Below are 22,843 nucleotides of genomic sequence, written 5' to 3'. Positions count from 1 at the left end.
CTCCCCCAGATCCCTGCGACCCCTTGGGTGGACCAAAAGGAAAGGTTGGGAGGCGTTCGCCTCTCCCTGGGGTCGGCAGCGGCCCTTTTTTGTTGAGCTTTTCTCGGGAGACCAACAGATGAAGTATCTTCATACCATGGTGCGCGTCGCCGATCTTGAGGCGTCGCTGGGCTTTTACCGCGATCTGCTGGGGCTTGTGGAAGTGCGGCGCCTGGAGAGTGAAAAAGGACGTTACACTTTGGTCTACCTGGCTGCGCCCGATGATGCGGCCCGGGCGCGAGCCGAGCAGGCGCCCTTGGTGGAGCTGACCTATAACTGGGACCCCGAGGTCTATACCGGGGGGCGTAATTTTGGGCATCTCGCCTTTCAGGTCGAGAATATTTACGAGACCTGCCAGCGCTTTCTCGACGCCGGCCACCTCGTTAACCGGCCGCCGCGCGATGGATACATGGCTTTTGTGCGCTCACCCGACGGGATTTCCATCGAGTTCTTGCAAAAGGGAGCGCCGCTGCCGCCGGCCGCCCCGTGGACTGACATGCCCAACACCGGAAGCTGGTAAGGCATGAGGTAAGGCAATCTGCGCCGGGCGCGGTGTTCCACTTTCCGTTGATACGGGTCCGGGTTTTCGTTGACCGGGGCGTTGGTTGACGATACTTTCGGGTATACGTCTCTCCCCCCCTCCCGGGGAGCGGGGGGGAGCCCGCAAGAACAAGACGTCTGCACCAAGACGCCCTTCCTCGGAAAGCAGGGAGTGCCACGATGAACCGTTTTTCCATCGGACTTCGTATAGGGGCCGGCTTTCTTATCACCTTGCTGTTGCTCGCGTGCATCTCCCTGGTGGGGTTGCAGGGGATTTCGGAGGCCCGGTATGCGTTCTCCGACTACGCGCGTATCGCCGGCAACACCTTGGTGCTCAAAGGCATTGACCGTGACGTGGCAAACCTGCGCCGGACCATCTTGACCTTTGTCTCTTCCGGCGATCCCAAGGTTCTTGATCAGATCAAGGATCTGCAAGACGCCCTAGCGCGCGATCTCACTACCGTTCACGCCGCCGTCCATGACTCCGTGGTCCGTGAGGGGGTGGGGCGGATGAAGGGGCTGTTTGACGCGTACGCTCAGGACGTGGCCGAGGTGGTGCGGCTGCGCCAGGAACGCGATCGCCAAACCGCTAATTCCGATGGCTTTGGCCCCAAGCTGTCGGGCTTGGCGAACGGTCTGCAAGCGGCCGCCTTGGAGGAGGGCGAGTGGGGAGCCCTGGCCCGCAGCGTGGCGATTACGGCGTTGATCACCGACGCGCGCCTTTATGTTGTGCGCTTTCAGGGCCGCATCGAGCCGGCCTCGGCGCAAAAGGCGCTGAGTTTGCTGGCCGATCTGCAAACAAAAATCCGGGAGATCCTGCCTCAGGAAGAGGACCCCCGGCGGCGCGAAACCCTGAGCCAACTTCTGGAGACCGCCGCCGCCTATGCCAAGGCCTTCGACACCCAGGCCCAGGCCACCTTGGCCTATCAGACCCTCACCACCGACGCCATGCCCAAAAAAGCCGCAGCTTTCGGCGATGTGGCGCGCGAGGTGTCTCAGCGTCAAACCGACACCCTTGAGAGCTTGATGCAAACAACGACGCTGGACCTCGACGATACTTGGACCCTGGATATTGCCTTGTCGGTCCTGGCCCTGGTGTTTGGGATCGGGGCGGCGGCGGTGATCGCGCGCGGCATCACCGGGCCGGTCACGGCCATGACCGATGCCATGCGGCGGCTGGCCGAGGGCGATAAAACCATTCTCATCCCCGGGCAAGGGGCGCGCGATGAGATTGGGGCCATGGCCAAGGCTGTCCAAGTCTTTAAGGATAACGCCCGCCACGTCGAGAAGCTCCAGCAAGAGCAGGAAGAAAACAAGCGCCGCGCCGAGATCGAGCGCAAGGCGGCGGTGCGGCAGATGGCCGACGCCTTTGAAGCCAGCGTGGGGCAGGTGGTTCAGACCGTGACCTCGGCCGCCACCCAGCTTCAGGCCTCGTCGGCGCAAATGGCGGCCACGGCGCGTCAGACCAGCGCCCAGGCCGTGACGGTGGCGACCGCCGCCGAGCAGGCCTCCAACAACGTGGGCACCGTGGCCTCGGCCGCCGAGGAGTTGGCCAGTTCGGAAGCCGAAATCGGCCAGCACATTCAGCGCTCGGCCGTAGTGGCCGATCAGGCGGCCCAGCAAGCCCAGACCACCCATGCCACCGTGACCCAGATGGTCGAGGCCGTGGGCAAGATTGGCGAAATCGTCACCTTGATCAACGACATCGCCAGCCAGACCAACCTGCTGGCCTTGAACGCCACCATCGAGGCGGCCCGGGCCGGCGATGCTGGCAAGGGCTTTGCCGTCGTGGCGAACGAGGTCAAAACCCTGGCCACCCAGACGGCCCGGGCCACCGGCGAGATCGAAAGCCAGATCAGCCGGGTTCAGGCCGTGACCCACGAGGCGGCGCGGGCCATCGAAACGGTGATTACCACCATCACCGAGATCGACCGCATTTCCGGTTCGATCGCGGTGGCGATCGAGGAGCAGACCGCCGCCACCTCGGAAATCGCCCGCAATGTCGATCAGGCGTCCCAGGGCACCTTGGCGGTGACCGAAAACATTCAGTCCGTGCGCCAAGCGGCCGGGGAAACAGGCCATGCCGCCGAGGATATTGCCAATGCCGCCGCCGACCTGTCCCGTCAGGCCGAGATGCTGCGCGAGGAGGTCAAGAAGTTCCTCGATCAGGTCCGCCTCGACGATACCGAACGGACCTTGTTCACCTGGGACCGCAGCCTGGAAACCGGGGTGGCCGAGATTGACCGCCATCATCGTGACATGGTTGAAATGACCAACGGATTCTATCAAGACATGCTATCCGGCAAGGGAACGGTCCGTTTCCCCGAGGTCTTCGATACCGTCAATCGCACGTTCGACCAGCATTTCCAGGACGAAGAGCGCCTGATGCAGCGCTACACCTACGCCGACTACACGCAACACCGCGAGGTTCACCGCGAGACCCTCGAGACCATTGTTGCCTTCAAGGCACGGTATGCGCGCGGAGAAGACATCGGGCTTGAGTTTTTCCGCTATCTGACCCAATGGCTTCAAGAGCATCTGTCCACCCATGATGCCCGCTTGGCCCATTTCCTGCGGCAGAAGGGGACAGCGTGAGCGGGCAGCCCCAAAACAGACCGAGGGGTCTGGGGAGGCAAGCCTCCCCAGCCTTCTTTTTTTAATGGAGCGTGATGGTGCCGTCCGATCTTCCCGCCCTCGCCCAGACCCTGTTAGCCCGCCTGGGCGTCCCCGCTGCCACGACCGGGGCGCGCTTGGTGATCTCTCCCGTCGATGGCGCCGTCCTTGGAGCCGTGGACAACACCCCCCCCGAGGCCCTGGACGCCCTGATCGGCCGCGCCCAGGCGGCCTTCCTGGCATGGCGGGCGGTCCCCGCACCGGAGCGGGGCGCCTTGGTCCGTCTGCTCGGCGAGGAGCTTCGCCGCCACAAGGACGATCTCGGCCAACTGGTCAGCCTAGAAAGCGGCAAGATCCTCTCCGAAGGCTTGGGCGAAGTGCAGGAGATGATCGACATCTGCGACTTTGCCGTGGGCCTGTCGCGGCAACTGCACGGCCTGACCATCGCCTCCGAGCGCCCGGGCCACACCCTGCGCGAAACGTGGCATCCGCTGGGGGTGGTCGGCATCATCACGGCCTTCAACTTTCCCGTGGCGGTGTGGGCGTGGAATGCGGCGCTGGCCCTGGTGTGCGGCAATGCCCTGATCTGGAAGCCGTCCGAGCGCACCCCCCTGACGGCCCTTGCCTCGGCGGCCCTGCTGGCCCGGGCTAGCGTCACCTGGGCCGCGACCACGGGCCGACCGGTGCCGACCGATCTGTCAAGCGTGGTGATCGGTGACGCCCGGCTGGGCCAAGCCCTGGCCGACGACCGGCGGGTGCCTTTGGTCAGCGCCACCGGCTCGACCCGCATGGGCAAGGCCCTGGCACCCCGGGTGGCGGCCCGCCTGGGGCGCTCGCTTCTGGAACTGGGCGGCAACAACGCGGCCATCGTGGCGCCCAGCGCCGATCTTGATCTGGCGGTGCGGGCCATCACCTTTGCCGCCGTTGGGACCTGCGGCCAGCGCTGCACCAGCTTGCGCCGGCTGATTATCCACCACAGCGTGCGTCCGGCCCTGATGGCGCGGTTGCGGACGGTCTACGAGCGCCTGCGCATCGGTTCGCCTCTGGTGGACGGCACCTTGGTCGGTCCGCTGATTGGCGCCGATGCCTATCAGGCTTTCGAGCAGGCCCTGGAGCAGGCCCGCGCCGAAGGCGGCGTGGTCTGGGGCGGGGGGCGGGTGACGGTGCCGGGCTGCGAGGGAGGATTCTATCCCCGGCCGGCCCTGGTCGAGATGCCGGGCCAAACCGCCATGATGCGCGAGGAGACCTTTGCCCCGATTCTCTATGCGGTCGGCTACGACACGCTCGACGAGGCGATCGCCTTGCAAAACGATGTGCCGCAAGGACTGGCCTCCGCGCTGTTCACCACCGATCTGCGCGAGGCCGAAACCTTCCTGTCGGCCGAGGGCAGCGATTGCGGCATTGCCAACATCAACATCGGCCCGAGCGGTGCCGAGATTGGCGGCGCCTTTGGCGGCGAGAAGGACACCGGCGGCGGCCGCGAGTCGGGCTCCGATGCCTGGAAGGCCTACATGCGCCGCGCTACCAACACCGTCAACTACTCGCACGCCCTGCCCCTGGCCCAAGGCGTCCGCTTCGACCTCCAGGACTGAGGGGTCTGGGGAGGCCCGCCTCCCCAGCCTGTCTCTTTCTTTAGGGCGTCGGCGTGAACTCAGGCACCAGGGAAGCGACCGCCGCCAACGCCTGCTCGGTATCCTGCCCGGCACAGGCCTCGGCCAGCCGGGCAAAGGCCTCCCCCAACACCCGGGGATCCAACACCCGGGGCGCCGCCACCAGAAGCCCCGGGGTCGGAGTCGGCAGGGGCTGCTCGCGGCCGTGGAAAATTTCCTCGTACAGCTTTTCGCCCGGACGCAGCCCGGTGAAGTGGATGGCCACGTCCACCTCGGGCCGCAGGCCGGCCAACCGGATCATCTGGCGCGCCAAGTCGGCAATGCGCACCGGCTCGCCCATGTCGAGCACAAACAAGGACCCGCGATAACTCTCGTCGCCGCCCCCTAGGGCCGCAGCCTGCAACACCAGTTCCACCGCCTCGCGGATAGTCATGAAATAGCGGGTGATGTCGGGGTGGGTCACGGTCAGCGGCCCGCCCTTGGCCAACTGACGCTGGAACAGGGGCACGACCGAGCCGGTGGAGCCCAAAACGTTGCCAAAGCGCACGGTGACAAAGTGGGGGGCGCCGGGCTGGCCTCGGCCGGCCTGATCCAGGGACTGGCACCAGCTTTCGGCGAGGCGCTTTGAGGCCCCCATGACGCTGGTCGGGTTGACCGCCTTGTCGGTGGAGATCAGCACCATCACCGCGACGCCATGAGCCCGGCAGGCGTCGGCAACGATGCGGGTGCCAAGCGCGTTGGTGCACAGACCCTCCACCGGGTTGGCCTCGACCATGGGCACGTGCTTGAGGGCGGCGGCGTGGAAGACCAGATCGGGCCGCTCCTCGTGCATCAGCCGATGGATGCGTGCCCTGTCGCGCACGTCGGCCACGGCGGCGCGGCGCTCCAGGGGGGCCGCGCGCTCGGCCAGTTCCATGTCGATGCGATAGAGGGCGTATTCGCTGCTGTCGGCCAGGACGAGGCGGGCCGGCTCCAGGTCGGCGATCTGGCGCACCAGCTCGGAGCCAATGGAGCCGCCGGCCCCCGTCACCAGCACGCGCCGCCCCTTGACCAAGCTTAAAACCGGTTGGCGGTCGAGGATGGTTTGCGGCCGGCCCAGCAGGTCTTCCAGGGCCACCGGGCGCACGTCGAGGCGGTCCTCGCCGCTCTTGAGTTCGGTCAGGCGGGGCAGGCGGGCGAGGCTGAGGCCAAGGGCATCGGCGGCATCAAGCAAGGCCCGCACCCGGGCGCCGTCGAAGGTGTCCTTGGTCAGGATGACCTTGTGCGGGCGACGACCCTGGGCCTCGAGGGCCGCCACCACCCGCTCCAACTCATCCAAGGTGCCCAGAACCTCCAGGCCGCGCAGGCGCCGTCCCACCCGGGCGTCGGTCTCGCCCACGATGCCCACCGGCACATAGGGGGGATCGGTCTCGCGCTCGACGGCCCGCAGGAACATCTCGCACGGATCGCCCGCGCCCACCAGCAGCACCGGAATGCCCGTGCCGGTTGGGACCCGCTTGGCGTCAAAGGTACGATCCTTGAGCAGGCGGTAGAGAAAACGCGGGCCCCCCAGCAAGATGACCAGCACCAAGGCGTTGATGATTGGCACCGAGCGCGGCACATACTCGACCCGGTCCAGCAAAAAGATCGCGGGCAGGAACAAGATCAAGGTCAGGGCCGTGCCCCGCAAGATCGCCGCCAAGTCGTCGAGCGAGGCATACCGCCAGATTCCGACGTACATTTTTTGTGTATAAAAAGCGACCGCCGCGCACAGGGCAAACACCAAAGACCCGGTGGCGATGTCGGTCAGGCTGGCGTAGCCCGGCAAGGCGTCGCCCAGGCGCAAGGCCAGCGACAGCGGAAAGGACAACGCGGCCATGACCACGTCGTGGACAAAAACGATGCGGGCGCGGGCCGGCATGCGGGTGATCAGCGAGGAGAGTTTCACGCCAGCGTTCCTTGCAGGGCGTCAGGTCTTGGCCCCGACCCGGGCCAACGTCACAAGAAGGGCCGTCACCAGGGCCACCGCCCCGGCAAGGGCGGGCAGCGGGGACGCCAACGACAGCAGAGCCAGCAAGAAAAGCCCCCCATTGGTCAGGGCGTAGGCCCGCGCGACCCGGTCATGGGACCAGCCGCCCTGGACGGCCTTTTGGTAAAAGTGCTCGCGGTGAGCTTCCCAGGGCTTATGCCCCCGGCGCACGCGGTTGAGCAGGGTCAAGGTGGCATCGGCGAGGTAGGCGCCCGGCAAGATCACGGCCGCCGCCGCATGGCCCTGGGCGGCCAGCCCGAGCAGGGCGGCGCCGAGCAGGAAGCCAAGGGGGATGGACCCGACATCGCCCAGGAAAATGCGAGCCGGATGCCAGTTCCAGCGCAAAAAGCCCAACGCCGCGCCGGCCAGGATCGGGGCCACGGCCAAGCCCGGTCCCCCAACGTCTCCGGCCACGGCGGCCACGGCGAGGAGGCCCAGGCCCAGGCTAACGGTTTCAACACCGGCCAGCCCGTCAATGCCGTCCATGAAATTATAGAGGTTGAGGAACCACACCCACCCCAAGCCGATCCCCACCGCGCCAAGCCAGGGCGACACCAGCCCGCCCAGCGTCAAAGCGCCGGCCGGCAGGCAAAGCATCCCCAGAGCCACCGCGAGCAGATGGGCCAGCAGGCGCTTGCCCGCCGGCAACGGCCGCAGATCGTCCCAAAACGACAGGGCAGCCAATCCCGCCGCCAGCAGGCCCAGGCCAAAGACCCCGATCGGGGCTCCCGTCAACGCCCAGGTCAGCCCGGCCAGCGGCAGCGCCACGCCCATGACGGCCAAGCCGCCGCCCCGGGGAGTCGGGACCACGTGGCTGGACCGCGCGTTGGGAAGATCGAGAATGTGGCGTGCCCGCAGCACGGCAGCCAGCTTTCCCGTGGCCAGGGCCGACAGGGGAACGGCCACGGCGGCCGGAAGCAGGGCGGGCAGAAGGTCGTTGAGCATGGGCTTGTATAGTCTTGGCCAGCCCGAACCGCAATCCTGCTCGGTGTGACGGCAGTCATGCAGACCCTTCGCGCAGGAAAGGAGGGGTCTGGGGAGGCTCGCCTCCCCAGCCTTCTCTCATGCGGGGCCCTCGGTCAGACTGCCGTAAAGCGCGAGCACCGCGTCGCCGACCGCTTGGTCGGAATAGGCGCGGGCCACCCGCTCACGCGCTTGGAGGCCAAGGCGCCGGCAACGCTCGAGATCCTGGGCCAGCGTCGCCAAGGCATCGGCCAGCGCCTCGGCATCGCGGGCGGGGACGATCAGGCCGGTTTCGTTGGCCACCACAAGGTCGCGACAGCCGGGCACGTCGGTGGTGACGGCCGGCCGGGCGCAGGCGGCGGCTTCCAGCAGGGATTTGGGGAGGCCTTCGCGGTAGCTAGGCAGGACGGCCACGTGCGAGGTGGCCCACAGGGCCGGGATATCGTCGCGTTGCCCGAGGTACTCAACCACCCCCTCGGCGTGCCACGCCTGCAAGGTGGCTTCGTCCAGGCTGGCCGGGTTGCCGGGGTCGGGGGCACCAACAAGCCGGAGGCGATGCGCCACGCCCCGCTGGCGCAGCAGGCGGGCCGCCTGGATCAGTTCCCCCAAGCCCTTGTCGATCAGCATGCGCCCGACATAGGTGATGACGCAGGGCCCCTCGGGCAGGGGGGTGGGGGCGAAGGTGGTCAGATCGACGCCGGCCCCCGGGATCAGGGCAATGCGCTCGGGACGCACCAAGCCCCGATCGCGAAAAAAGGCCTGATCGTCGGTGTTTTGCACCACCAGCCGCCGCCGGGGACGGTTGAGGAACAGCCGCAACGCGGTTTCGATCACCGGCCGGACCAGCCGGGCCTTCAGGGTGTTGTTGATAAAAACATAGCCCAGGCCTTCGACCGAGCCGACCACCGGGACCCGCGCGGCCACGTCGGCCGCCAGGGCGCCATGGACCACGGGTTTCAGGGCGGCGGCGTGGATCAGGTCTGGCCGCTCGCGGCGCAGCACCCGGACCACCCGGGCCAGCAAGGCGAGTTCGGTCAGGGGGTTGACGCCCTGGCGGTTCCACGGCAGCTCAATGACCCGCACGCCTAAGCCTTCGATCGCCGCGCGATGGTGCTGCACGCGACACGCCACGGCCACGTCCCAGCCAGCGGCCACGGCGGCCTGGGCCATGGCGCGGCGATGCAGCCAAAAGGCCCAGTCCTCGGTGACCAGATACAACAGGCGCCGGCGCGGGGGGGGCTCGGGAGCCTTGGAGGGATCCATGAGGACCTCAGACCGTGGCAAAGCGGGCGCTGGTGCCGCGTTCCAGGGCGGCGGCGGTCAGGCGGTCGATTTTGAGGGAGTGGCGCATGATTTCCAGCAGCCGCAATTCCTCTTGCTTGAGCTCGCCATCGGCGGCGGCCACGTCGCAGGCCAGCGCGTAGGCGGTGGCTTTGAGGCGCGGCGGCAGGCTGGCGTCGATGAGGGCCATGGCTTCCTCAGCCCCGTCATCCTTTTCCAGGAGCCCGGCGCAGGCGCTGGCCACGGCGGGCAGGTCATCCAGGTCGAAATCGCGGAAAACGGGCAGGGTTCGCACCAAATCGCCGATCATGCGCAACTCGCTGTCGGACATTTCGGTATCGACGGCGGAAACCAGAACCATGCCATAGATCAGGGCCGCCTGAGGATTAAGCATGTCACCTCTCCGGGAGTGGTCAGAACGACGCAACCGGCTCCCCCCTAGGGAACCGGCGCCGATCATGGTGGGAAGGCCAGGGCGCCGCCGTCAAGGGGCTTCACGGGGCCAGCGTGGGGGAGGGGAAAAGAAAGGCTGGGAAGGCGGGGCCTCCCCCCAGACCTCTCGTTTCCGCTTCAGGGGCGCACGTTCTGCAAGAAGTCGTTGACCGCCCGCGACAGGGCCTGCATCTGCTGCGAGAGGCGGGTCCCGGCCTCGGAGAGGGAGCGCACGGTGGTGTTAAGGCTGTCGGCCCCCTGGCGCACGGCGCTGATGTCGTCGGCCACCTGTCCGGTGGCGCTGGAGGCTTGTTCGGCGCTGTGGGCGATGGCCCCCGAGGTGGCTCCTTGCTGCTCGACCGCCGAGGCGATGGACGAGGCCACGCCCTCCAGTTCTCCCAGCCGGCGGCTGATGGCGCCAATGGCCGCCACCGCGTCGCGCGAGGCTCTCTGGATGGCATCGACCTGACCGCTGATCTGTTCGGTGGCCTTGCTGGTCTGGTTGGCCAGGGTCTTGACCTCGCCCGCCACCACGGCAAAGCCCTTGCCCGCCTCGCCGGCCCGCGCCGCCTCGATGGTGGCGTTGAGGGCCAGCAGATTGGTTTGGCTGGCAATGTCGGTGATGAGCCCCATGACTTGACCGATCGCTTCGGCGGTGCCCAGCAGGCTGTCTACTTTGCCGTTGGCGAGGTCGGCCTCGCGGGCGGCGGCGCTGGCGGCTTCGGACGAGCGGGCGGCCTGTTGGGCGATCTCGCGCACCGAGGCGGCCAGTTCCTCAATGGCGGCGGCCACCGACTGAACGTTGTGGGCGGCATCGTCGGTGGCGGCGCCAGCCTGGGCACTCACCCGGTTGAGGCCGCTCGCTTCGTGGTCCAACTCAGTGGCCCCGGCGCTTACCGCGTCGGCCACGTGGCGCAAGGTTTCGAGCACGCCGCGAATGGTGCCCTCAAAGCTGGTGATGGCCTGTTCCAGGCGCTGGCGTCGGGTGCGGTCCGCCTCGGCCTGGGCTTGCTGTTCGCTCTTGAGCCGGTCCATGGTGGCCATGCCGTCGCGCAGGTTGACCAACGCCCGAGCCATGACGCCCAGTTCGTCGCCGCTGTCGCTGTCGGGCACCGGGGCCCTGTGATCGCCGCCGGCCACCCGGTCCATGACCTGGGACAAGCCCAGCAGGCGTTGCGAGACCAGCCGGTTGACAAAGCCGCTGGCCAGGACGACGCCGGCCAGGGCCAGCAGCCCCACCACGCTCAAAACGGCGATCATCTGCTGGCCCAGGCTGACCAACTGATCGCTGGTTTCGCGCATGTCGGCCTGGATTTCGCCTTCGGCGGTGTCGATGCGGGCGATAAAGCGGTCGAACGCTGCATCGAAGGCCTGGTCTTCGGTAGAGCCGGCGGCAACGTTGCCGCTTGATCCTCTGACATACAGTCGATGTCGCTCTTCGGCCGCCCGGCGGAAGGCGCTTAACGCCGCCTCGCTGTCGTCGAGGGCCGCGCGGATCTTGGGGTCGGTGACGGGCAGGAAGGAGCCTTCGTTGTTGCGGCCGCCGTTCTTGAGGGCGCCGACATACCAAGCGGCCTCGTCGAGCAGCGCCCAGACTTCCCCCGCCTCTTCGCCGCCATCCCCAGAGAGAATTTCTTCCAAGATCAAATGGGCGTGGGTGGCGGCCAGCTTGGCTTCCATGGTGGCGTCCACCTGTGGTGCCAGGGCCTGGATGGCGTATTCGCCGGTCTCGCGTTCCAGGAGGGCATAAGTCAGGCCCACACCTCCCACGCAGACCACGGCCAGGGCAGCGACCAGAAAGGCAAAACCTAGTTTTGCCCGGATGGAGCGTCCCGATGTCGTCATGATGGCTTGTCTCCCCTTGCCCGTCTCCCGGGGCGTGTTCCTACTCCGCCTTTGTTGATCGGGCGTGAGCTCTTGCAGAATACCACGTTTGGTTCAGGGGGCGTACCAGCAAAGGGAGAAGACTGGGGCGGTACGGTCTCGCTAGATCCTTCCCTCCCTAGGGCAACGAGGGGGCTCTTGCCGTCAGGGTTAGGCAGTGGGCCCGCACAATGGCCACCGCCTCGGCCAGGCCGACGCGCTCCACCGTCACGCCGGCGGGAAAGGCGCTGGTCAGGCGGGTGGGCATGCGGTTGTCGAGCATGACGAACACTCCTCGATCGTCGGCACGGCGTACCAATCGTCCAAAGGCCTGCTTGAGGCGGAGCCGGGTCAGGCGGTCGTCATAGGCCGACCCGCCCCAGGTTGCGCGCCGGGCCTTGTGCAGCAGATCGGGGCGGGGCCAGGGCACGCGGTCGAAGACGATCAGGCGCAAGGAGCGGCCCGGCACGTCCACGCCGTCGCGCACCGCGTCGGTGCCCAGCAGGCAGGCGTCTTCTTCGTCGCGGAAAATGGCGATCAGGGTGCCGATGTCCATGGCATCGACGTGCTGGGCATAAAGTGGCAGGCCGGCTTCCTCCAGGAGCGGCGCAATGCGGGCGTGCACGGCGCGCAGGCGGGCCACCGCCGTGAACAAGCCCAGGGCCCCGCCCCCCGCCGCCAGAAACAAAACCCGAAAGGCCGCCGCCACCTGCGCCGCATCTTCGCGGGGGACGTCGGTGACCACCAACACCCGGGTCGCATTGACGTAATCGAAGGGGGAGGGCACGGCGGCGCGCACACAGGAACCGGGCAGGTGCCGCAGGCCAACCCGGGCCTCGGCGGCGATCCAGGCCGCTTCGCTGTCGGTATTGCCGTCGCGCAGGGTGGCCGAGGTGACCAAAAAGCCCTGGGCCCGGCGCCCCAGAGTTTGGGCGAAGGGCTGGGTCGGGTCCACCCAATGGCGATGCAAGCCTACGTCCATCTCGCGGCCGTCTACCCGATCTAGGGTCAGCCACTCCACGAACTCGGCCGGCACGTCTTTGGCCAAACCATCGGCCATCGCCTTCCACGCCGCGAGCGGGCCGATGGCCCGGCGCTCCAGCGAGCGGACCATGGAGTCCAAGCGGGTGCGGGTCGAGGTTTCCAAGGTGTCGGCCTCGCTGTCCAGGCGTCGCGCCAAGGCACCGGCGTAGGCCTTGAGGGGCTCGACAAGGTCGGTGAGGGCGGCGGCCACGGCGCGCGCCGCTTCCAGAAGCTCGGGCTCGGCCGGGCGGGCTTCGGCCTCCAGGCTGTGGGGGCCCTCGACGCCTGGGGCGCGGGCCAGAACCTGCCGGCGGACCTCGATCAAGAAGTGTTCCACCGCACCCTTTGGTTGGGCGCCGGCCAGCCGGGCCGCCCAGCCGGGGCCGGGCAGGGCGCGGGCCGCCTCCAGGGCGTCGCTCAGGAGGGCGGCGGCGTCGCCCTCGGGATCAACCAGCCCCTCGGCGCGGCGGGCTAGGCCCCGGGCCCGCGAGCGGCCGCTCTCCTCGGCGCCCAGCAGCCAGCGCCGGGCCTCGGCGGTTTCAACGGCGCTCAGGTGGGCGGCAAAGGCGGCGTCGGCGGCATCGAACAGGTGATGGCCCTCGTCGAACACAAAGCGACCGGGCCGGCTGTCGTCGTCGATCCCCCCCAGCGCCGCTTGCACCATCACCAAAGCGTGGTTGGCCACCACCAGCCGCGCCCGTCGCGCCCGGCGAATGGTGCGCTCGATAAAACAACGATGGACGTGCTCGCAGGCCGAAAACAGGCATTCGCCGCGTCGGTCGGCCAGCCCCAAGGTGACCTCGCGTCCCAGCAGGTCGGCCAGCCAGCCCGGGAAGTCGCTGCCCACCATGTCGCCGTCGCGCGTGGCGAGAATCCAGCGCGCCATCAGGCCCAGGGCCGGGGCCTCGCTGGGCACGGCGGCAACCCGCGCCGCCGCTTCCTCGAAGTTGAGCAGGCAGAGGTAGTTTTCTCGCCCCTTGCGCACGACCACATGGGTGTTCTTGTCGTCGGGATTGGGGTAGAGGCGATCCAATTCGGTGTCGAGCTGGCGCTGGAGATTGCGGGTGTAGGTGCTGATCCACACCGTGGCCTCGTTGCGCTCGGCCCACAGGCTGGCCGGGGCAATGTAGCCCAGAGTCTTGCCCACGCCGGTCCCCGCCTCGGCCAACACCACCTGGGGGGTGTCGGGGTGGTGTCGGGGATCGAACGCCGCACACACCGCGCCCGTGTATTGGGCTTGTTGCGGTCGCGATTCTGCCTGCGGTCCCAGGACCTGGGCCAAGCGGGCCTGGGCCTCGCGCGGGCTGATGGGGGTGGTGCCGGGTGGCGGCTCCGGGGCCAACTCGGGCACCTCGGGCAGGGCGGTCCAGACAGCCAGCGCCCGCAGTTGGGCGGCCTGGGGCGGGGGCGGCCCGTCGCCCAGGGCTTGCAGCACCGCACTCCCCCAAGGCCAGCCCCCCCGCGCCATCAGGTGGGCCAGGGCCCGGACCTCGGGGCGGTGCTTGGCCGGGGTCAGGGCCAAATCATCAAGGAGGGTTTGCACGGCCCAGGGCAGAAGGCGGGCTTGCTCGGCCGGGGTTTCGGGCACCGGCAAGCCCAGGCTGCGGGCCAGACCGCGCGGCGTGGGGGCGCAAAACCGGGCGGGCCGCACGACTGTTCATGGCCCTCCCTTCCCCCCCCCTGTGTTTTGAAAAGCACGCTTTTCAAAACACAGGGGGGGGAAGGGAGGGCCAATTAATAAAAGAAAGCGGAGGTCTGGAGGCGTCAGCCTCCAGGCGGGGCCCGGGGCGGCAGCCCCGCGTCACTCCATTTGATGATCGCTCTTCGTTCCCGGCCTGCCCCCCCTGCTCTCGCTTGGCAGGAACCTTGACGCAGGCGCATGGGGGGCTTAAGTGGGCTTTTTGGCCCGATAGCAAGCGGATTTTCCTGCCATGGCCCTGCTTCCCATTCTGACGGCGCCCGATCCGCGCCTGAAACGCAAGGCCCTGCCGGTCGAGCGGGTTGATGCTGCCGTGGTGCGGCTGATGAACGACATGGTGGAGACCATGTATGCCGCGCCGGGGATTGGTCTGGCGGCGCCGCAGGTTGGGGTCCTCAAGCGGGTGATTGTTGTGGATCCGGCCCGCGAGGGTGAGGCGCCGCGTCCGATGCGCCTCGCCAATCCTGAGATTCTGTGGGCGTCCGAGGAGACCAAGCCGTATGAGGAAGGGTGCCTCTCGGTGCCCGAGCAATACGACACCGTGGTGCGGCCGGCCCAGGTCAAGGTGGCGTATCTGGACGAAACCGGGACCGCGCGGGAGATCGAGGCCGATGGGCTGCTGGCCGTGGTGTTGCAGCACGAGATCGACCACCTGAACGGCACCTTGTTTGTTGATCACCTCTCGGCCCTCAAGCGGGGGATGCTGCTGCGTCGGGCTAAGAAAGCGACCCGGTCGGGCGGGCCGCGCCGGGCAGCGGGCGAGGAAACGGGGGTGGTGGCGTGACGCTTTCGGTTGTTTTCATGGGGACCCCCGGGTTCTCCGTGCCGATCTTGGAGGCGCTGCACGCGCGCTTTTCGGTCGTTCATGTGTATTGCCAGCCGCCGCGCGCCGCCGGGCGGGGTCAGGCGCCCCGGCCGACCCCGGTGCACGCGGCGGCCCTGGACCTGGGCCTGCCGGTGTCCACCCCGGCGCGGTTGCGTGATGCCGAGGAGCAGGCCCGCTTTGCCGCGCTGAAGGCCGATGTGGCGGTGGTGGCGGCTTATGGCCTGATCCTGCCGCGCGCCATTTTGGAGGCGCCGCGCCTGGGCTGCGTCAACGTTCATGCCTCGCTGCTGCCGCGTTGGCGGGGGGCAGCGCCGATTCAGCGGGCCGTGTTGGCTGGCGATGCCGAGACCGGCGTGACCTTGATGCAGATGGACGAGGGCCTGGATACCGGGGCCATGCTGGCGGTTGAGCGCCTGCCCCTGACCGCCGAGGCTACGGGGGTGAGTGTGCACGATGCCCTGTCGGCCCTGGGGGCGCGCATGATCGTTCCGGGGCTTGAGGGCTTGGCCGCTGGCACCTTGGAGGCCCGTCCTCAGCCGGACGAGGGCATTACCTATGCCGCCAAGATCGACAAGGCCGAGGCCCGGCTTGATTGGAGCCAGACGGCCGACGAGGTGGACCGGCGCATTCGGGCTTTCTCGCCGTTCCCCGGGGCGTGGTTTCCCTTGGGCGACGAACGGGTGAAAGTGTTGATGAGCCGGGCCGAGGAGGGCAGCGGGGCGCCGGGCACCGTGCTCGACGACGGCTTGCTGGTGGCCTGTGGCCGGGGGGCCGTCCGGCTGCTCAGTGTGCAGCGGGCCGGCCGCGCGCCCTTGGCGGCCGCCGACTTCCTGCGCGGCCGGGCCTTGCCGGTGGGCAGCGTGTTGGCCGGCGCCTGACCATGCCGCGCTATCGTTTGACCGTGGAATATGACGGTCGGCCGTTTGTCGGCTGGCAACGCCAGGACAACGGCTTGTCGGTGCAAGAGGCCTTAGAGACGGCGGCCGAGCGCCTGTGCGGCCAGCCGGTGCGGGTCCATGGCTCGGGGCGTACCGATTCCGGGGTGCATGCCCTGGGGCAGGTGGCGCATCTTGATTTGCCGCGAGCCTATGGGGCGCCCACCGTGCGCAAGGCGCTGAACGCCCACGTGCGGCCGTGGCCGGTGGCGGTGGTTGCCAGTCAGGAGGTGGACGACACCTTTCACGCCCGTTTTTCGGCGGTTGAGCGGTCTTATCTTTATCGCCTGCTGAACCGCGAGGCGCCCCCGACCCTGGATCAGGGCAAGGTGTGGTGGGTGACGCGGCCGCTGGATGCCCAGGCCATGGACGAGGCGGCCCAGGTCTTGGTCGGGCGGCACGACTTCTCCAGCTTCCGCGCCAGCGAGTGCCAGGCCGAGAGCCCGGTCAAGACCCTGGCGGCCCTTCGGGTGCGTCGGGTGGGTGACGAGATCCACGTGACGACACGGGCCCGCTCGTTCCTTCATCACCAAGTGCGCAACATGGTGGGAACCTTGGAACTGGTAGGGGCGGGGCGTTGGACGCGGGCGGACGTGGCCGATGCTTTGGCGGCGTGTTCGCGTGCGGCGGCGGGGCCGACGGCGCCGGCGGAGGGGCTTTATTTTCGGGCGGTTCGGTACGACGGCGAGCCGCCGTTGGAGCCCTGATAAAGGAAGGCTGGGGAGGCGAGCCTCCCCAGACCCCTCCATTCCTGGGGATACGCTTCGATCGCAGGGCCAAAGGGACCGTGGGGTCTGGGGAGGCCTGCCTCCCCAGCCTTCCTTTTCTTTCACAACCCCTCCAATAAATCCCCTTGCTCCGCCGCCTCCTTGGCCTTGCGCCCGCGCGGCCGAGCCGGCTGGCCCGCCGTGGCCGGCACGGCGCCATCATGGAAATCAAGGGTCAGGGCCATGCCCGGGCTGACAGCCGCAGCGTTGGCCAGAATGCGGCCATCCTCGGCCCGGCGCACCACCACATACCCCCGGCGCAGCGCGGCGCGGTAGGACACGCTGTCCAGGCGCAAGGCGAGTTGGTTTAAGCGCTCGGCGCGGCGGGCGGTGTCGCGGGTTAAGCCTGCGTCCAGGCGCTGGGTCAGGTCGGCCAGGGTGCGCCGGCCCTGGGTTTCCAGGCGGGCGACGCTTTCGGGGCGCAGGCGACGGCCCATCTGCTCCAAGACGCGCGCCGCCTCGCGCAGGCCACGGGTTAGGGCGGCGTCGAGGCCGTGCTGGGCCCGCTCCAGGCTGTCGGCCTTGCGGGCGATGAGATCGGCGGGGCGGCGCAGGCGGGCGGCGACCAGCCGGACCCGCTCCTGGGCTTGATCGAGGAGGCGCCGGGGCGCGGCGTCCAAGCGGGCGGCGCGGTCGTCCAGGCGCTGCACATAGCCTTCCAGCAGGCGCTCCAACTGGGGCAGGCCGCGCGCGAGGCCGGCAACCCGAACCTCGCGGTCTTGTAAAAAGCGGCGCAGGGCGCCGTCTTGGCGGGTGGTGAGGTCGCGGACCTGGGCTTGCAGGTCAAGGCGCACCGGCACCGCCCGTTCCGCCGCTCCGGTGGGGGTCGGGGCGCGGTAGTCGGCGGCGTGGTCGATGAGGGTGACGTCGGTTTCGTGGCCCACGGCCGAGATCAGGGGGATGGCGCTGGCCGCCGCTGCGCGGACCACGGCCTCGTCGTTGAAGGCCATCAGGTCTTCCAGGCTGCCGCCGCCGCGCGCTACGATGAGAAGGTCGGGCCGGGGCACGGGGCCATCGGGGGCCAGGGCGTTGAAGCCTTCCAGAGCGGCGACGATTTGGGCCGGCGCTGCGTCGCCTTGCACCGCCACGGGCCAGACCAGGACTCGCACCGGGAAGCGGTCGGAGAGCCGGTGCAAGATGTCGCGGATCACCGCCCCGGTCGGCGAGGTCACAACGCCGATCACGCGGGGCAAGAAGGGCAGGGGGCGCTTGCGCTGGGGGTCGAACAGGCCTTCGGCGGCGAGACGGCGGCGGCGCTCCTCCAGCATTTTGAGCAAGGCGCCTTCGCCGGCCAGTTCCAGGCTTTCGATGATGATCTGATAGCTGGAGCGTCCGGGATAGGTGGTGAGGCGGCCGGTGGCGATGACCTCCAGGCCTTCTTCGGGGCGCAGGGTCATCTTGGCGAGGCTGCCGCGCCAGATGATGGCGTCGATCACCGCCTGATCGTCCTTGAGCCGCAAGTAGCAGTGGCCGGAGGACGCGGTTTTGGGCTGGCTGATTTCGCCGCGCACGCGCACATGGCCGAACGCTTCCTCAAGCGTGCGACGCAAGGCGCCGGAGAGTTCCGAGACCGAGAGCTCTGGAACGTTGCGGGCGGGGGAGGCGGCGGGATCGGTCATGATGGCGCCAGAGTGCCGCAAGCCCCGCAGCGGTGCAAGCCCGGCGGGGAACGAGAGAAGGCTGGGGAGGCGAGCCTTCTCTCTTCGTAAACGCCCCAGTCCCTTGATGGCCCTGAGGGGTGGCGGAGGTCCTATGGTCATCCGCGAGCAAAGAAGCTATGCTGTGCTCTCCCCAGTATGCAATGTGCATCGTTCCGGTCCGTCCCGTTTTCCCCGGCCCGAAAGGGCGTCCCTTCCTGTTTTCTGGCGAACAATGGCTCTCTGCCCTGAAGATCTCAGTCGGCGCCTCGCCGAACTTCACGATCAGTTTCAGCGTCAATACCCGGCCTTGTGTCGGATCGCCGTTGCCGTTTACGACAACGAGAGCGATCTGCTTAAGACGTTTGTTCACAGTACGCGCGGTGCGTCGCCCTTGCGATTATACGAAGCCAAGTTGTCAGACGTGCCGTCCTTGCAAGCTCTGGCCGAAACGGGTTTAAGCCGGGTCATCCCCGATCTGGCGGTCCTGCCGGGCTCGCTCAGTCACCACACCCAGGCCATTCGCGAGACCCCCTATCGCTCCAGCTACACCGTGCCGATTCGTCAGGGGGCGACGCTCCATGGTTTTTTGTTTTTTAATGCGACCGAGCCCGGATTCTTTAACGAGAGGGTGGTGGCAAGCCTTGATATTTATGCCCAGTTGATCAGCTTGCTGGTCATCAACGAAATTCTGCCGATCAACACCCTCAAGGGAGCGGTGCAGGCCGCCCGGGTGTTCAGTCGCCATCGGGACGACGAAACCGGGCAGCACCTGGAGCGCATGGCCCGCTACGCCCGCCTGATCGCGTGGGTCCTGGCGCCGCGCCATGATCTTGAGGATTGGTGGGTTGAATACGTCTATCGCTTTGCCCCGCTGCACGACGTGGGTAAGGTAGCCATTCCTGATGCGGTGTTGCTCAAGCCCGGTCGCCTGACCAGCGAGGAACTGAGGGTGATGCGGACCCACGTGGCCAAGGGAACGGAAATCATCGACGCCATGATCCAGAGCTTCGGTCTTGAGACCGTGCCCCATGTCTCGATCCTGCGCAACATCGTGACCTATCATCACGAGGCCCTAGACGGTACTGGCTATCCCCATGGGTTGACCGGCAGTGCCATTCCGCTGGAAGCCCGCATTACCGCCATCGCCGATGTGTTCGACGCCTTGACCAGCAAGCGTCCCTACAAGGGGGCGTGGTCGAACGAGGAGGCGGCGGCTTATTTGCGCGAGCATGCCGGTGTGCGGTTTGACGCCGAGGCGGTTGAGGCCTTGTTGTCGTGTCCCAACGAGATTCAGGCGATTCAGGCGCGCTATCGGGAGGATCCTTTGGGGTAAGGGGAACAAAAAAGGAAGGCTGGGGAGGCGGGCCTCCCCAGACCCCTCCTTATGATTAGAGGGCGCGGAGGGACTGGGTGACGGCGGCTTGGTCGAGGCCTTTGAGGCCGATGACGACGAGGCGAGACGCCGGGGTTTCGGTGGGGCGCCAGGGGCGGTCGTAGTAGCCGGAAACGCGCGGTCCCACCGCCTGGAGCAGGTGGCGCATGGGTTTACCGGGCACCATCAGGCCGCCTTTGATCCGCAAGATGTCGTGGGTGGTGATCACCGCGTGCAGGTCCTGGGCAAAGCGTGCCGGGTCGGCGACCGGTGCGAGGTCCACGCAGAAGCTTACAAAATCGTCGTGATCATGATCGGTGGCGGTGTCGTGGTGGCTGGGGCGGCTGTCCAGGTCGTCCTCAGCCCCGGCGGCGAGGCCCAGCGCGATGGCCGGATCCACCACGCCCTGGACCGTTTCCAGCACCTGGGTACCCGGGCGGCTCTGGGCGGCGACCAGGGCGTGGGCGCGGGCGATGGCCGGGGCGTCCAGCAGATCGACCTTGTTCAAGATCACCAGATCGGCGCAGCGCAGTTGGTCGGAGAACACTTCTTCCAGGGGATTGTCGTGGTCGGCGGCGGGCTCCTGCCCCGGGGCCGGTTCCTCGAAGCGGCCGGTGAGGAGAGCCGGGGCATCGACCACCGCAAGCACCCCATCCACCGTGACCCGGGCGCGGATGGCCGGCCAGTCGAAGGCCCGCACTAAGGGTTTGGGCAGGGCCAGCCCCGAGGTCTCGATCACGATGTGGTCGGGCGGGTTGGGGCGGTCAAGGAGGGCTTCCATGGTCGGGATGAAGGCGTCGGCCACGGTGCAGCACAGGCAGCCGTTGGCCAACTCGACGATTTCATCCTCAGCGCAGCCGGCCACGCCACAGGCGGCCAAGATGTCGCGGTCCATGCCCACGTCGCCGAACTCGTTGATGATCAAGGCGATGCGCCGCCCTTGGGCGTGAGTCATCATGTGACGCACCAAGGTGGTCTTGCCGGCGCCGAGAAAGCCGGTGATGACGGTGGCGGGCAGGACCCCTTGCGCGCCGCCCTGGAGGCCGTCGCCGCCACGGTGCGCGACTGCCCGGTGTGCGGCAATGTCGATACGCAAACCCCGTGCGGCATTTGTGCCGACTCTCGGCGCGATCCGAGCGTGGTGTGTGTGGTGCGCGACGTGGCCGACCTGTGGGCCCTGGAGCGCGGGGGCGCCTTTCGCGGGCGCTACCATGTGTTGGGCGGCTTGCTGTCCGCCCTGGACGGCATTGGGCCCGATGACTTGGGCCTTGACCGTCTGGAGGCCCGCCTGGGGCCCGAGGCGGTGCGCGAAGTGATCTTGGCATTGCCTGCTACGGTTGAGGGGCAGACGACGGCCCATGTCGTCGCCGATCGCCTGGAGCCCCGGGGCGTGCTGGTCTCCGGCTTGGCGCAGGGGGTGCCGGTCGGGGGGGAGCTGGAGTATCTTGATGACGGGACCTTGAGCGCGGCCTTGGCGGCGCGGCGTCCCGTGTAGGGGAAAAGGAAGGCTGGGGAGGCGCGGCCTCCCCAGACCCCTCGTGTCTTGGGGCTTTTTCYTCTCGTCCGATGGCCCCGGGATTTCCCCTGGCTTCTCCCGCGTTGCAACGCTATCCTTACTCAAACGGGGGCCAGGGGGGTAATCCGCCACCTAGCCAGAGGACCTGACGGGAGAAGCGGGCATGCCGTCCAAGGGATCAAAGAGCGCCGGTGCCGAAGCGCCGATCACCATCAAGAAATACGCCAATCGTCGTCTTTATAATACGGCGACCAGCAGTTACGTGACCCTTGATTATCTGTCGGGTATGGTTCGTGAGAATAAGGATTTTGTCGTTTACGATGCCAAGACGGGTGAGGACATCACCCGCTCAGTCTTGACCCAGATTATCGTCGAAGAAGAAGCCAAGGGGCAAAACCTGTTGCCGATCGGCTTTTTGCGTCAGCTCATCAGCTTTTATGGTGATAGTCTGGGGGGAGTTGTGCCCCAATACCTTGAATACACCATGCAGTCCTTTTCGCGGAACGAGGAGCAGATGCGCTCGATGATGAAATCGGCGCTGGATGGCCTCTTTCCTTTTCAGAACTTTGAAGAGATGAACAAGCGCAACCTCTCTTTTTTCGAGAACGCGCTCACCAGCTTTTTTAATCCTTTTCAGACCACGGGGGACGCGGCGGCGCCGCCGTCTCCGGCCTCTCCCCCCCGGGATGCCGAGGCGCTGCGCCAGGAACTGGAAGCCTTGCAGCAACAGTTGGCCCGCCTGACCGAAAACGAAAAAAAGGCGCCCCCCGCCGACGCCTCCTGAGCCCTCCCCCTCCCAGAAACGAGGGGTCTGGGGAGGCCTCGCCTCCCCAGCCGTTCCTTTTTTAGCGTCGTCTCACGCATCGTGCCGAGCACGAGAACTCACGTAAGTTTTCTCCTGCCGCTCGACAAACTCCAGAATGTAATCCCGCAACAAGTCGGCGCTACTGCGGTCGAGTGTTCTGGCGAGAGTCGTAAAACGCAGCTTCAAGTCTTCTTCCAGGCGGAAGGTGAACGTCGCATCCTTCATGACAGGGCGTCCTCTTGCGCTGTGAAGCGGGCCTGACCCGGCAAACCAGCCCTTGAATTTGCCAGGGAGACAGGCAAACTAATTCCTTTGCCGTTGGTCGCGCGCTCAGAAAGAACGCGCTGGTTTCGGCCTTTCCCCACCCAGGGAAAGCCAACGGGCAGTCCTCCTGGAAAGAGGGAGAGATCATGCTGATCGTCAAAGCTCTTGATGCCTCCTTGCGGGATGTTCCACCCGCTCCCCCTGCCGTGGCATCATCGAACGTCGGCGTTTTTGCGGGGGCCCTGGCGGCGCGCAGTCCGTCCGTTGATGCGGTCCGTCCATCTGGTGCCGACGCCTCGCGCGAGCGCCCCGCGCCGCCGACCCCACCGGAAGGGGGCGATACCGAGGAGGGAAGCCTTGCCGCCGCTCAAGCCTTGCGGTCGGTCGGCTTTGTCGCTCAAACCTTGGCCGAGGGCGTCAAGGCCGAGGGGGCGGACCGCCCCGTCACCTCCTTGTTGCGCCGCACTGCGGCCGCTGTTTACAGCTTTGTGATCAATGCCGTAAGCCATTTGTGGGGGGGCGCACGGCCCGGCTCGACCCTGGTCATGGGGCAAGAGGCCGCCGGTATGGGGATTGATCTGGAAGCGTGATGAGCCTTCGCCGCGACCGTCTCCCGGGACCCCGAAGGGGGGCGCCGGGAGGCGGGA

At 67.4% G+C, this 22,843-nt stretch carries 18 protein-coding genes and 1 pseudogene; 10 read left to right on the top strand and 9 right to left on the bottom strand.

Annotation, left to right across the window (positions count from 1 at the left end; translation table 11 throughout):
* Positions 1 to 118: 118 nt before the first annotated feature.
* The 3 genes from RSPPHO_RS07135 (at position 119) to amaB (ending at position 4,784) form a co-directional block, all read left to right on the top strand.
* On the top strand, positions 119 to 559 hold the full coding sequence (locus RSPPHO_RS07135; RefSeq protein WP_014414594.1) for a VOC family protein: 441 nt from the start codon (positions 119 to 121) through the stop codon (positions 557 to 559).
* A 200-nt stretch (positions 560 to 759) separates the two neighbouring features.
* Positions 760 to 3,174: a bacteriohemerythrin gene (locus RSPPHO_RS07130; RefSeq protein ID WP_014414593.1), complete on the top strand. Its 2,415-nt coding sequence runs from the start codon at positions 760 to 762 to the stop codon at positions 3,172 to 3,174.
* Between the two features lie 74 nt (positions 3,175 to 3,248).
* Positions 3,249 to 4,784 (top strand): L-piperidine-6-carboxylate dehydrogenase, encoded by a 1,536-nt coding sequence (gene amaB / locus RSPPHO_RS07125; RefSeq protein WP_051013744.1) that lies wholly within the window; start codon positions 3,249 to 3,251, stop codon positions 4,782 to 4,784.
* A gap of 40 nt (positions 4,785 to 4,824) precedes the next feature.
* On the opposite strand, the gene RSPPHO_RS07120 is transcribed toward amaB, so the two are convergent.
* The 6 genes from RSPPHO_RS07120 to RSPPHO_RS07095 form a co-directional block, all read right to left on the bottom strand.
* Positions 4,825 to 6,729: a polysaccharide biosynthesis protein gene (locus RSPPHO_RS07120; RefSeq protein ID WP_014414591.1), complete on the bottom strand. Its 1,905-nt coding sequence runs from the start codon at positions 6,727 to 6,729 to the stop codon at positions 4,825 to 4,827.
* Between the two features lie 21 nt (positions 6,730 to 6,750).
* Positions 6,751 to 7,755, bottom strand: coding sequence for an MraY family glycosyltransferase (locus RSPPHO_RS07115; RefSeq protein ID WP_014414590.1), 1,005 nt, complete (start codon positions 7,753 to 7,755; stop codon positions 6,751 to 6,753).
* Positions 7,756 to 7,872: 117 nt separating this feature from the next.
* Positions 7,873 to 9,036, bottom strand: coding sequence for a glycosyltransferase family 4 protein (locus RSPPHO_RS07110; RefSeq protein ID WP_051013743.1), 1,164 nt, complete (start codon positions 9,034 to 9,036; stop codon positions 7,873 to 7,875).
* 7 nt (positions 9,037 to 9,043) lie between these two features.
* The gene (locus RSPPHO_RS07105; protein WP_041794702.1) at positions 9,044 to 9,448 is read right to left on the bottom strand and encodes a tellurite resistance TerB family protein; all 405 of its coding nucleotides are present in this window, start codon (positions 9,446 to 9,448) and stop codon (positions 9,044 to 9,046) included.
* Between the two features lie 176 nt (positions 9,449 to 9,624).
* Positions 9,625 to 11,331 carry a methyl-accepting chemotaxis protein gene (locus RSPPHO_RS07100; protein WP_014414587.1) on the bottom strand — a complete coding sequence of 569 codons (1,707 nt, stop codon included), beginning with the start codon at positions 11,329 to 11,331 and terminating at the stop codon, positions 9,625 to 9,627.
* A gap of 157 nt (positions 11,332 to 11,488) precedes the next feature.
* Positions 11,489 to 14,023, bottom strand: a complete 2,535-nt coding sequence (locus RSPPHO_RS07095; protein WP_014414586.1) for an ATP-dependent DNA helicase — start codon at positions 14,021 to 14,023, stop codon at positions 11,489 to 11,491.
* A 280-nt stretch (positions 14,024 to 14,303) separates the two neighbouring features.
* On the opposite strand from RSPPHO_RS07095, the gene def reads away from it, so the two are divergent.
* The 3 genes from def to truA are packed head-to-tail and all read left to right on the top strand — an operon-like array spanning position 14,304 to position 16,539.
* A complete protein-coding gene (gene def / locus RSPPHO_RS07090) occupies positions 14,304 to 14,855 on the top strand; it encodes a peptide deformylase (RefSeq protein ID WP_014414585.1) in 552 nt (183 codons plus the stop codon).
* A complete protein-coding gene (gene fmt / locus RSPPHO_RS07085) occupies positions 14,852 to 15,775 on the top strand; it encodes a methionyl-tRNA formyltransferase (RefSeq protein WP_014414584.1) in 924 nt (307 codons plus the stop codon). Before def ends, fmt begins: the two co-directional genes overlap by 4 nt.
* Before the next feature lie 2 nt (positions 15,776 to 15,777).
* Positions 15,778 to 16,539, top strand: coding sequence for a tRNA pseudouridine(38-40) synthase TruA (truA, locus tag RSPPHO_RS07080; protein ID WP_041794701.1), 762 nt, complete (start codon positions 15,778 to 15,780; stop codon positions 16,537 to 16,539).
* Positions 16,540 to 16,661: 122 nt separating this feature from the next.
* Here truA and xseA read toward each other — a convergent pair whose 3' ends face one another.
* Positions 16,662 to 18,218 carry an exodeoxyribonuclease VII large subunit gene (gene xseA, locus RSPPHO_RS07075; protein WP_041794700.1) on the bottom strand — a complete coding sequence of 519 codons (1,557 nt, stop codon included), beginning with the start codon at positions 18,216 to 18,218 and terminating at the stop codon, positions 16,662 to 16,664.
* A gap of 253 nt (positions 18,219 to 18,471) precedes the next feature.
* On the opposite strand from xseA, the gene RSPPHO_RS07070 reads away from it, so the two are divergent.
* The gene (locus RSPPHO_RS07070) at positions 18,472 to 19,572 is read left to right on the top strand and encodes an HD domain-containing phosphohydrolase (RefSeq protein ID WP_041794699.1); all 1,101 of its coding nucleotides are present in this window, start codon (positions 18,472 to 18,474) and stop codon (positions 19,570 to 19,572) included.
* 55 nt (positions 19,573 to 19,627) lie between these two features.
* Here RSPPHO_RS07070 and cobW read toward each other — a convergent pair whose 3' ends face one another.
* Positions 19,628 to 20,569, bottom strand: a complete 942-nt coding sequence (cobW, locus tag RSPPHO_RS07065) for a cobalamin biosynthesis protein CobW (protein WP_242390592.1) — start codon at positions 20,567 to 20,569, stop codon at positions 19,628 to 19,630.
* 63 nt (positions 20,570 to 20,632) lie between these two features.
* Here cobW and recR point away from each other — a divergent pair.
* Positions 20,633 to 21,106, top strand: a pseudogene (gene recR, locus RSPPHO_RS07060) (recombination mediator RecR); the annotation flags it as partial.
* A gap of 184 nt (positions 21,107 to 21,290) precedes the next feature.
* Complete coding sequence (phaR, locus tag RSPPHO_RS07055; RefSeq protein WP_014414578.1) at positions 21,291 to 21,911, top strand: polyhydroxyalkanoate synthesis repressor PhaR; 621 nt, start codon at positions 21,291 to 21,293, stop codon at positions 21,909 to 21,911.
* Between the two features lie 72 nt (positions 21,912 to 21,983).
* On the opposite strand, the gene RSPPHO_RS18805 is transcribed toward phaR, so the two are convergent.
* Positions 21,984 to 22,157, bottom strand: coding sequence for a CopG family ribbon-helix-helix protein (locus RSPPHO_RS18805; RefSeq protein WP_014414577.1), 174 nt, complete (start codon positions 22,155 to 22,157; stop codon positions 21,984 to 21,986).
* A gap of 185 nt (positions 22,158 to 22,342) precedes the next feature.
* Here RSPPHO_RS18805 and RSPPHO_RS07050 point away from each other — a divergent pair, with 185 nt between their 5' ends.
* Entirely contained in the window at positions 22,343 to 22,786 is a 444-nt protein-coding gene (locus tag RSPPHO_RS07050) for a hypothetical protein (protein ID WP_041794698.1), read from the top strand.
* The last annotated feature ends 57 nt before the right edge of the window (positions 22,787 to 22,843 follow it).

The sequence above is a fragment of the Pararhodospirillum photometricum DSM 122 genome, from assembly GCF_000284415.1.
GTDB lineage: Bacteria > Pseudomonadota > Alphaproteobacteria > Rhodospirillales > Rhodospirillaceae > Pararhodospirillum > Pararhodospirillum photometricum.
Note: the sequence above shows the minus strand (reverse complement) of the source record. Positions and strands in the feature narration are given on the sequence as shown.

What these genes read in the sequence shown, in the direction of transcription:
- xseA (WP_041794700.1), bottom strand. Translation starts at nt 18,218, where the DNA reads ATGACCGATCCCGCCGCCTCCCCCGCCCGCAACGTTCCAGAGCTCTCG.
- truA (WP_041794701.1), top strand. Translation starts at nt 15,778, where the DNA reads ATGCCGCGCTATCGTTTGACCGTGGAATATGACGGTCGGCCGTTTGTC.
- RSPPHO_RS07130 (WP_014414593.1), top strand. Translation starts at nt 760, where the DNA reads ATGAACCGTTTTTCCATCGGACTTCGTATAGGGGCCGGCTTTCTTATC.
- RSPPHO_RS07105 (WP_041794702.1), bottom strand. Translation starts at nt 9,448, where the DNA reads ATGCTTAATCCTCAGGCGGCCCTGATCTATGGCATGGTTCTGGTTTCC.
- phaR (WP_014414578.1), top strand. Translation starts at nt 21,291, where the DNA reads ATGCCGTCCAAGGGATCAAAGAGCGCCGGTGCCGAAGCGCCGATCACC.
- RSPPHO_RS07050 (WP_041794698.1), top strand. Translation starts at nt 22,343, where the DNA reads ATGCTGATCGTCAAAGCTCTTGATGCCTCCTTGCGGGATGTTCCACCC.
- RSPPHO_RS07110 (WP_051013743.1), bottom strand. Translation starts at nt 9,036, where the DNA reads ATGGATCCCTCCAAGGCTCCCGAGCCCCCCCCGCGCCGGCGCCTGTTG.
- RSPPHO_RS07100 (WP_014414587.1), bottom strand. Translation starts at nt 11,331, where the DNA reads ATGACGACATCGGGACGCTCCATCCGGGCAAAACTAGGTTTTGCCTTT.
- RSPPHO_RS07070 (WP_041794699.1), top strand. Translation starts at nt 18,472, where the DNA reads ATGGCTCTCTGCCCTGAAGATCTCAGTCGGCGCCTCGCCGAACTTCAC.
- RSPPHO_RS07135 (WP_014414594.1), top strand. Translation starts at nt 119, where the DNA reads ATGAAGTATCTTCATACCATGGTGCGCGTCGCCGATCTTGAGGCGTCG.
- amaB (WP_051013744.1), top strand. Translation starts at nt 3,249, where the DNA reads ATGGTGCCGTCCGATCTTCCCGCCCTCGCCCAGACCCTGTTAGCCCGC.
- cobW (WP_242390592.1), bottom strand. Translation starts at nt 20,569, where the DNA reads ATGATGACTCACGCCCAAGGGCGGCGCATCGCCTTGATCATCAACGAG.
- RSPPHO_RS18805 (WP_014414577.1), bottom strand. Translation starts at nt 22,157, where the DNA reads ATGAAGGATGCGACGTTCACCTTCCGCCTGGAAGAAGACTTGAAGCTG.
- RSPPHO_RS07115 (WP_014414590.1), bottom strand. Translation starts at nt 7,755, where the DNA reads ATGCTCAACGACCTTCTGCCCGCCCTGCTTCCGGCCGCCGTGGCCGTT.
- def (WP_014414585.1), top strand. Translation starts at nt 14,304, where the DNA reads ATGGCCCTGCTTCCCATTCTGACGGCGCCCGATCCGCGCCTGAAACGC.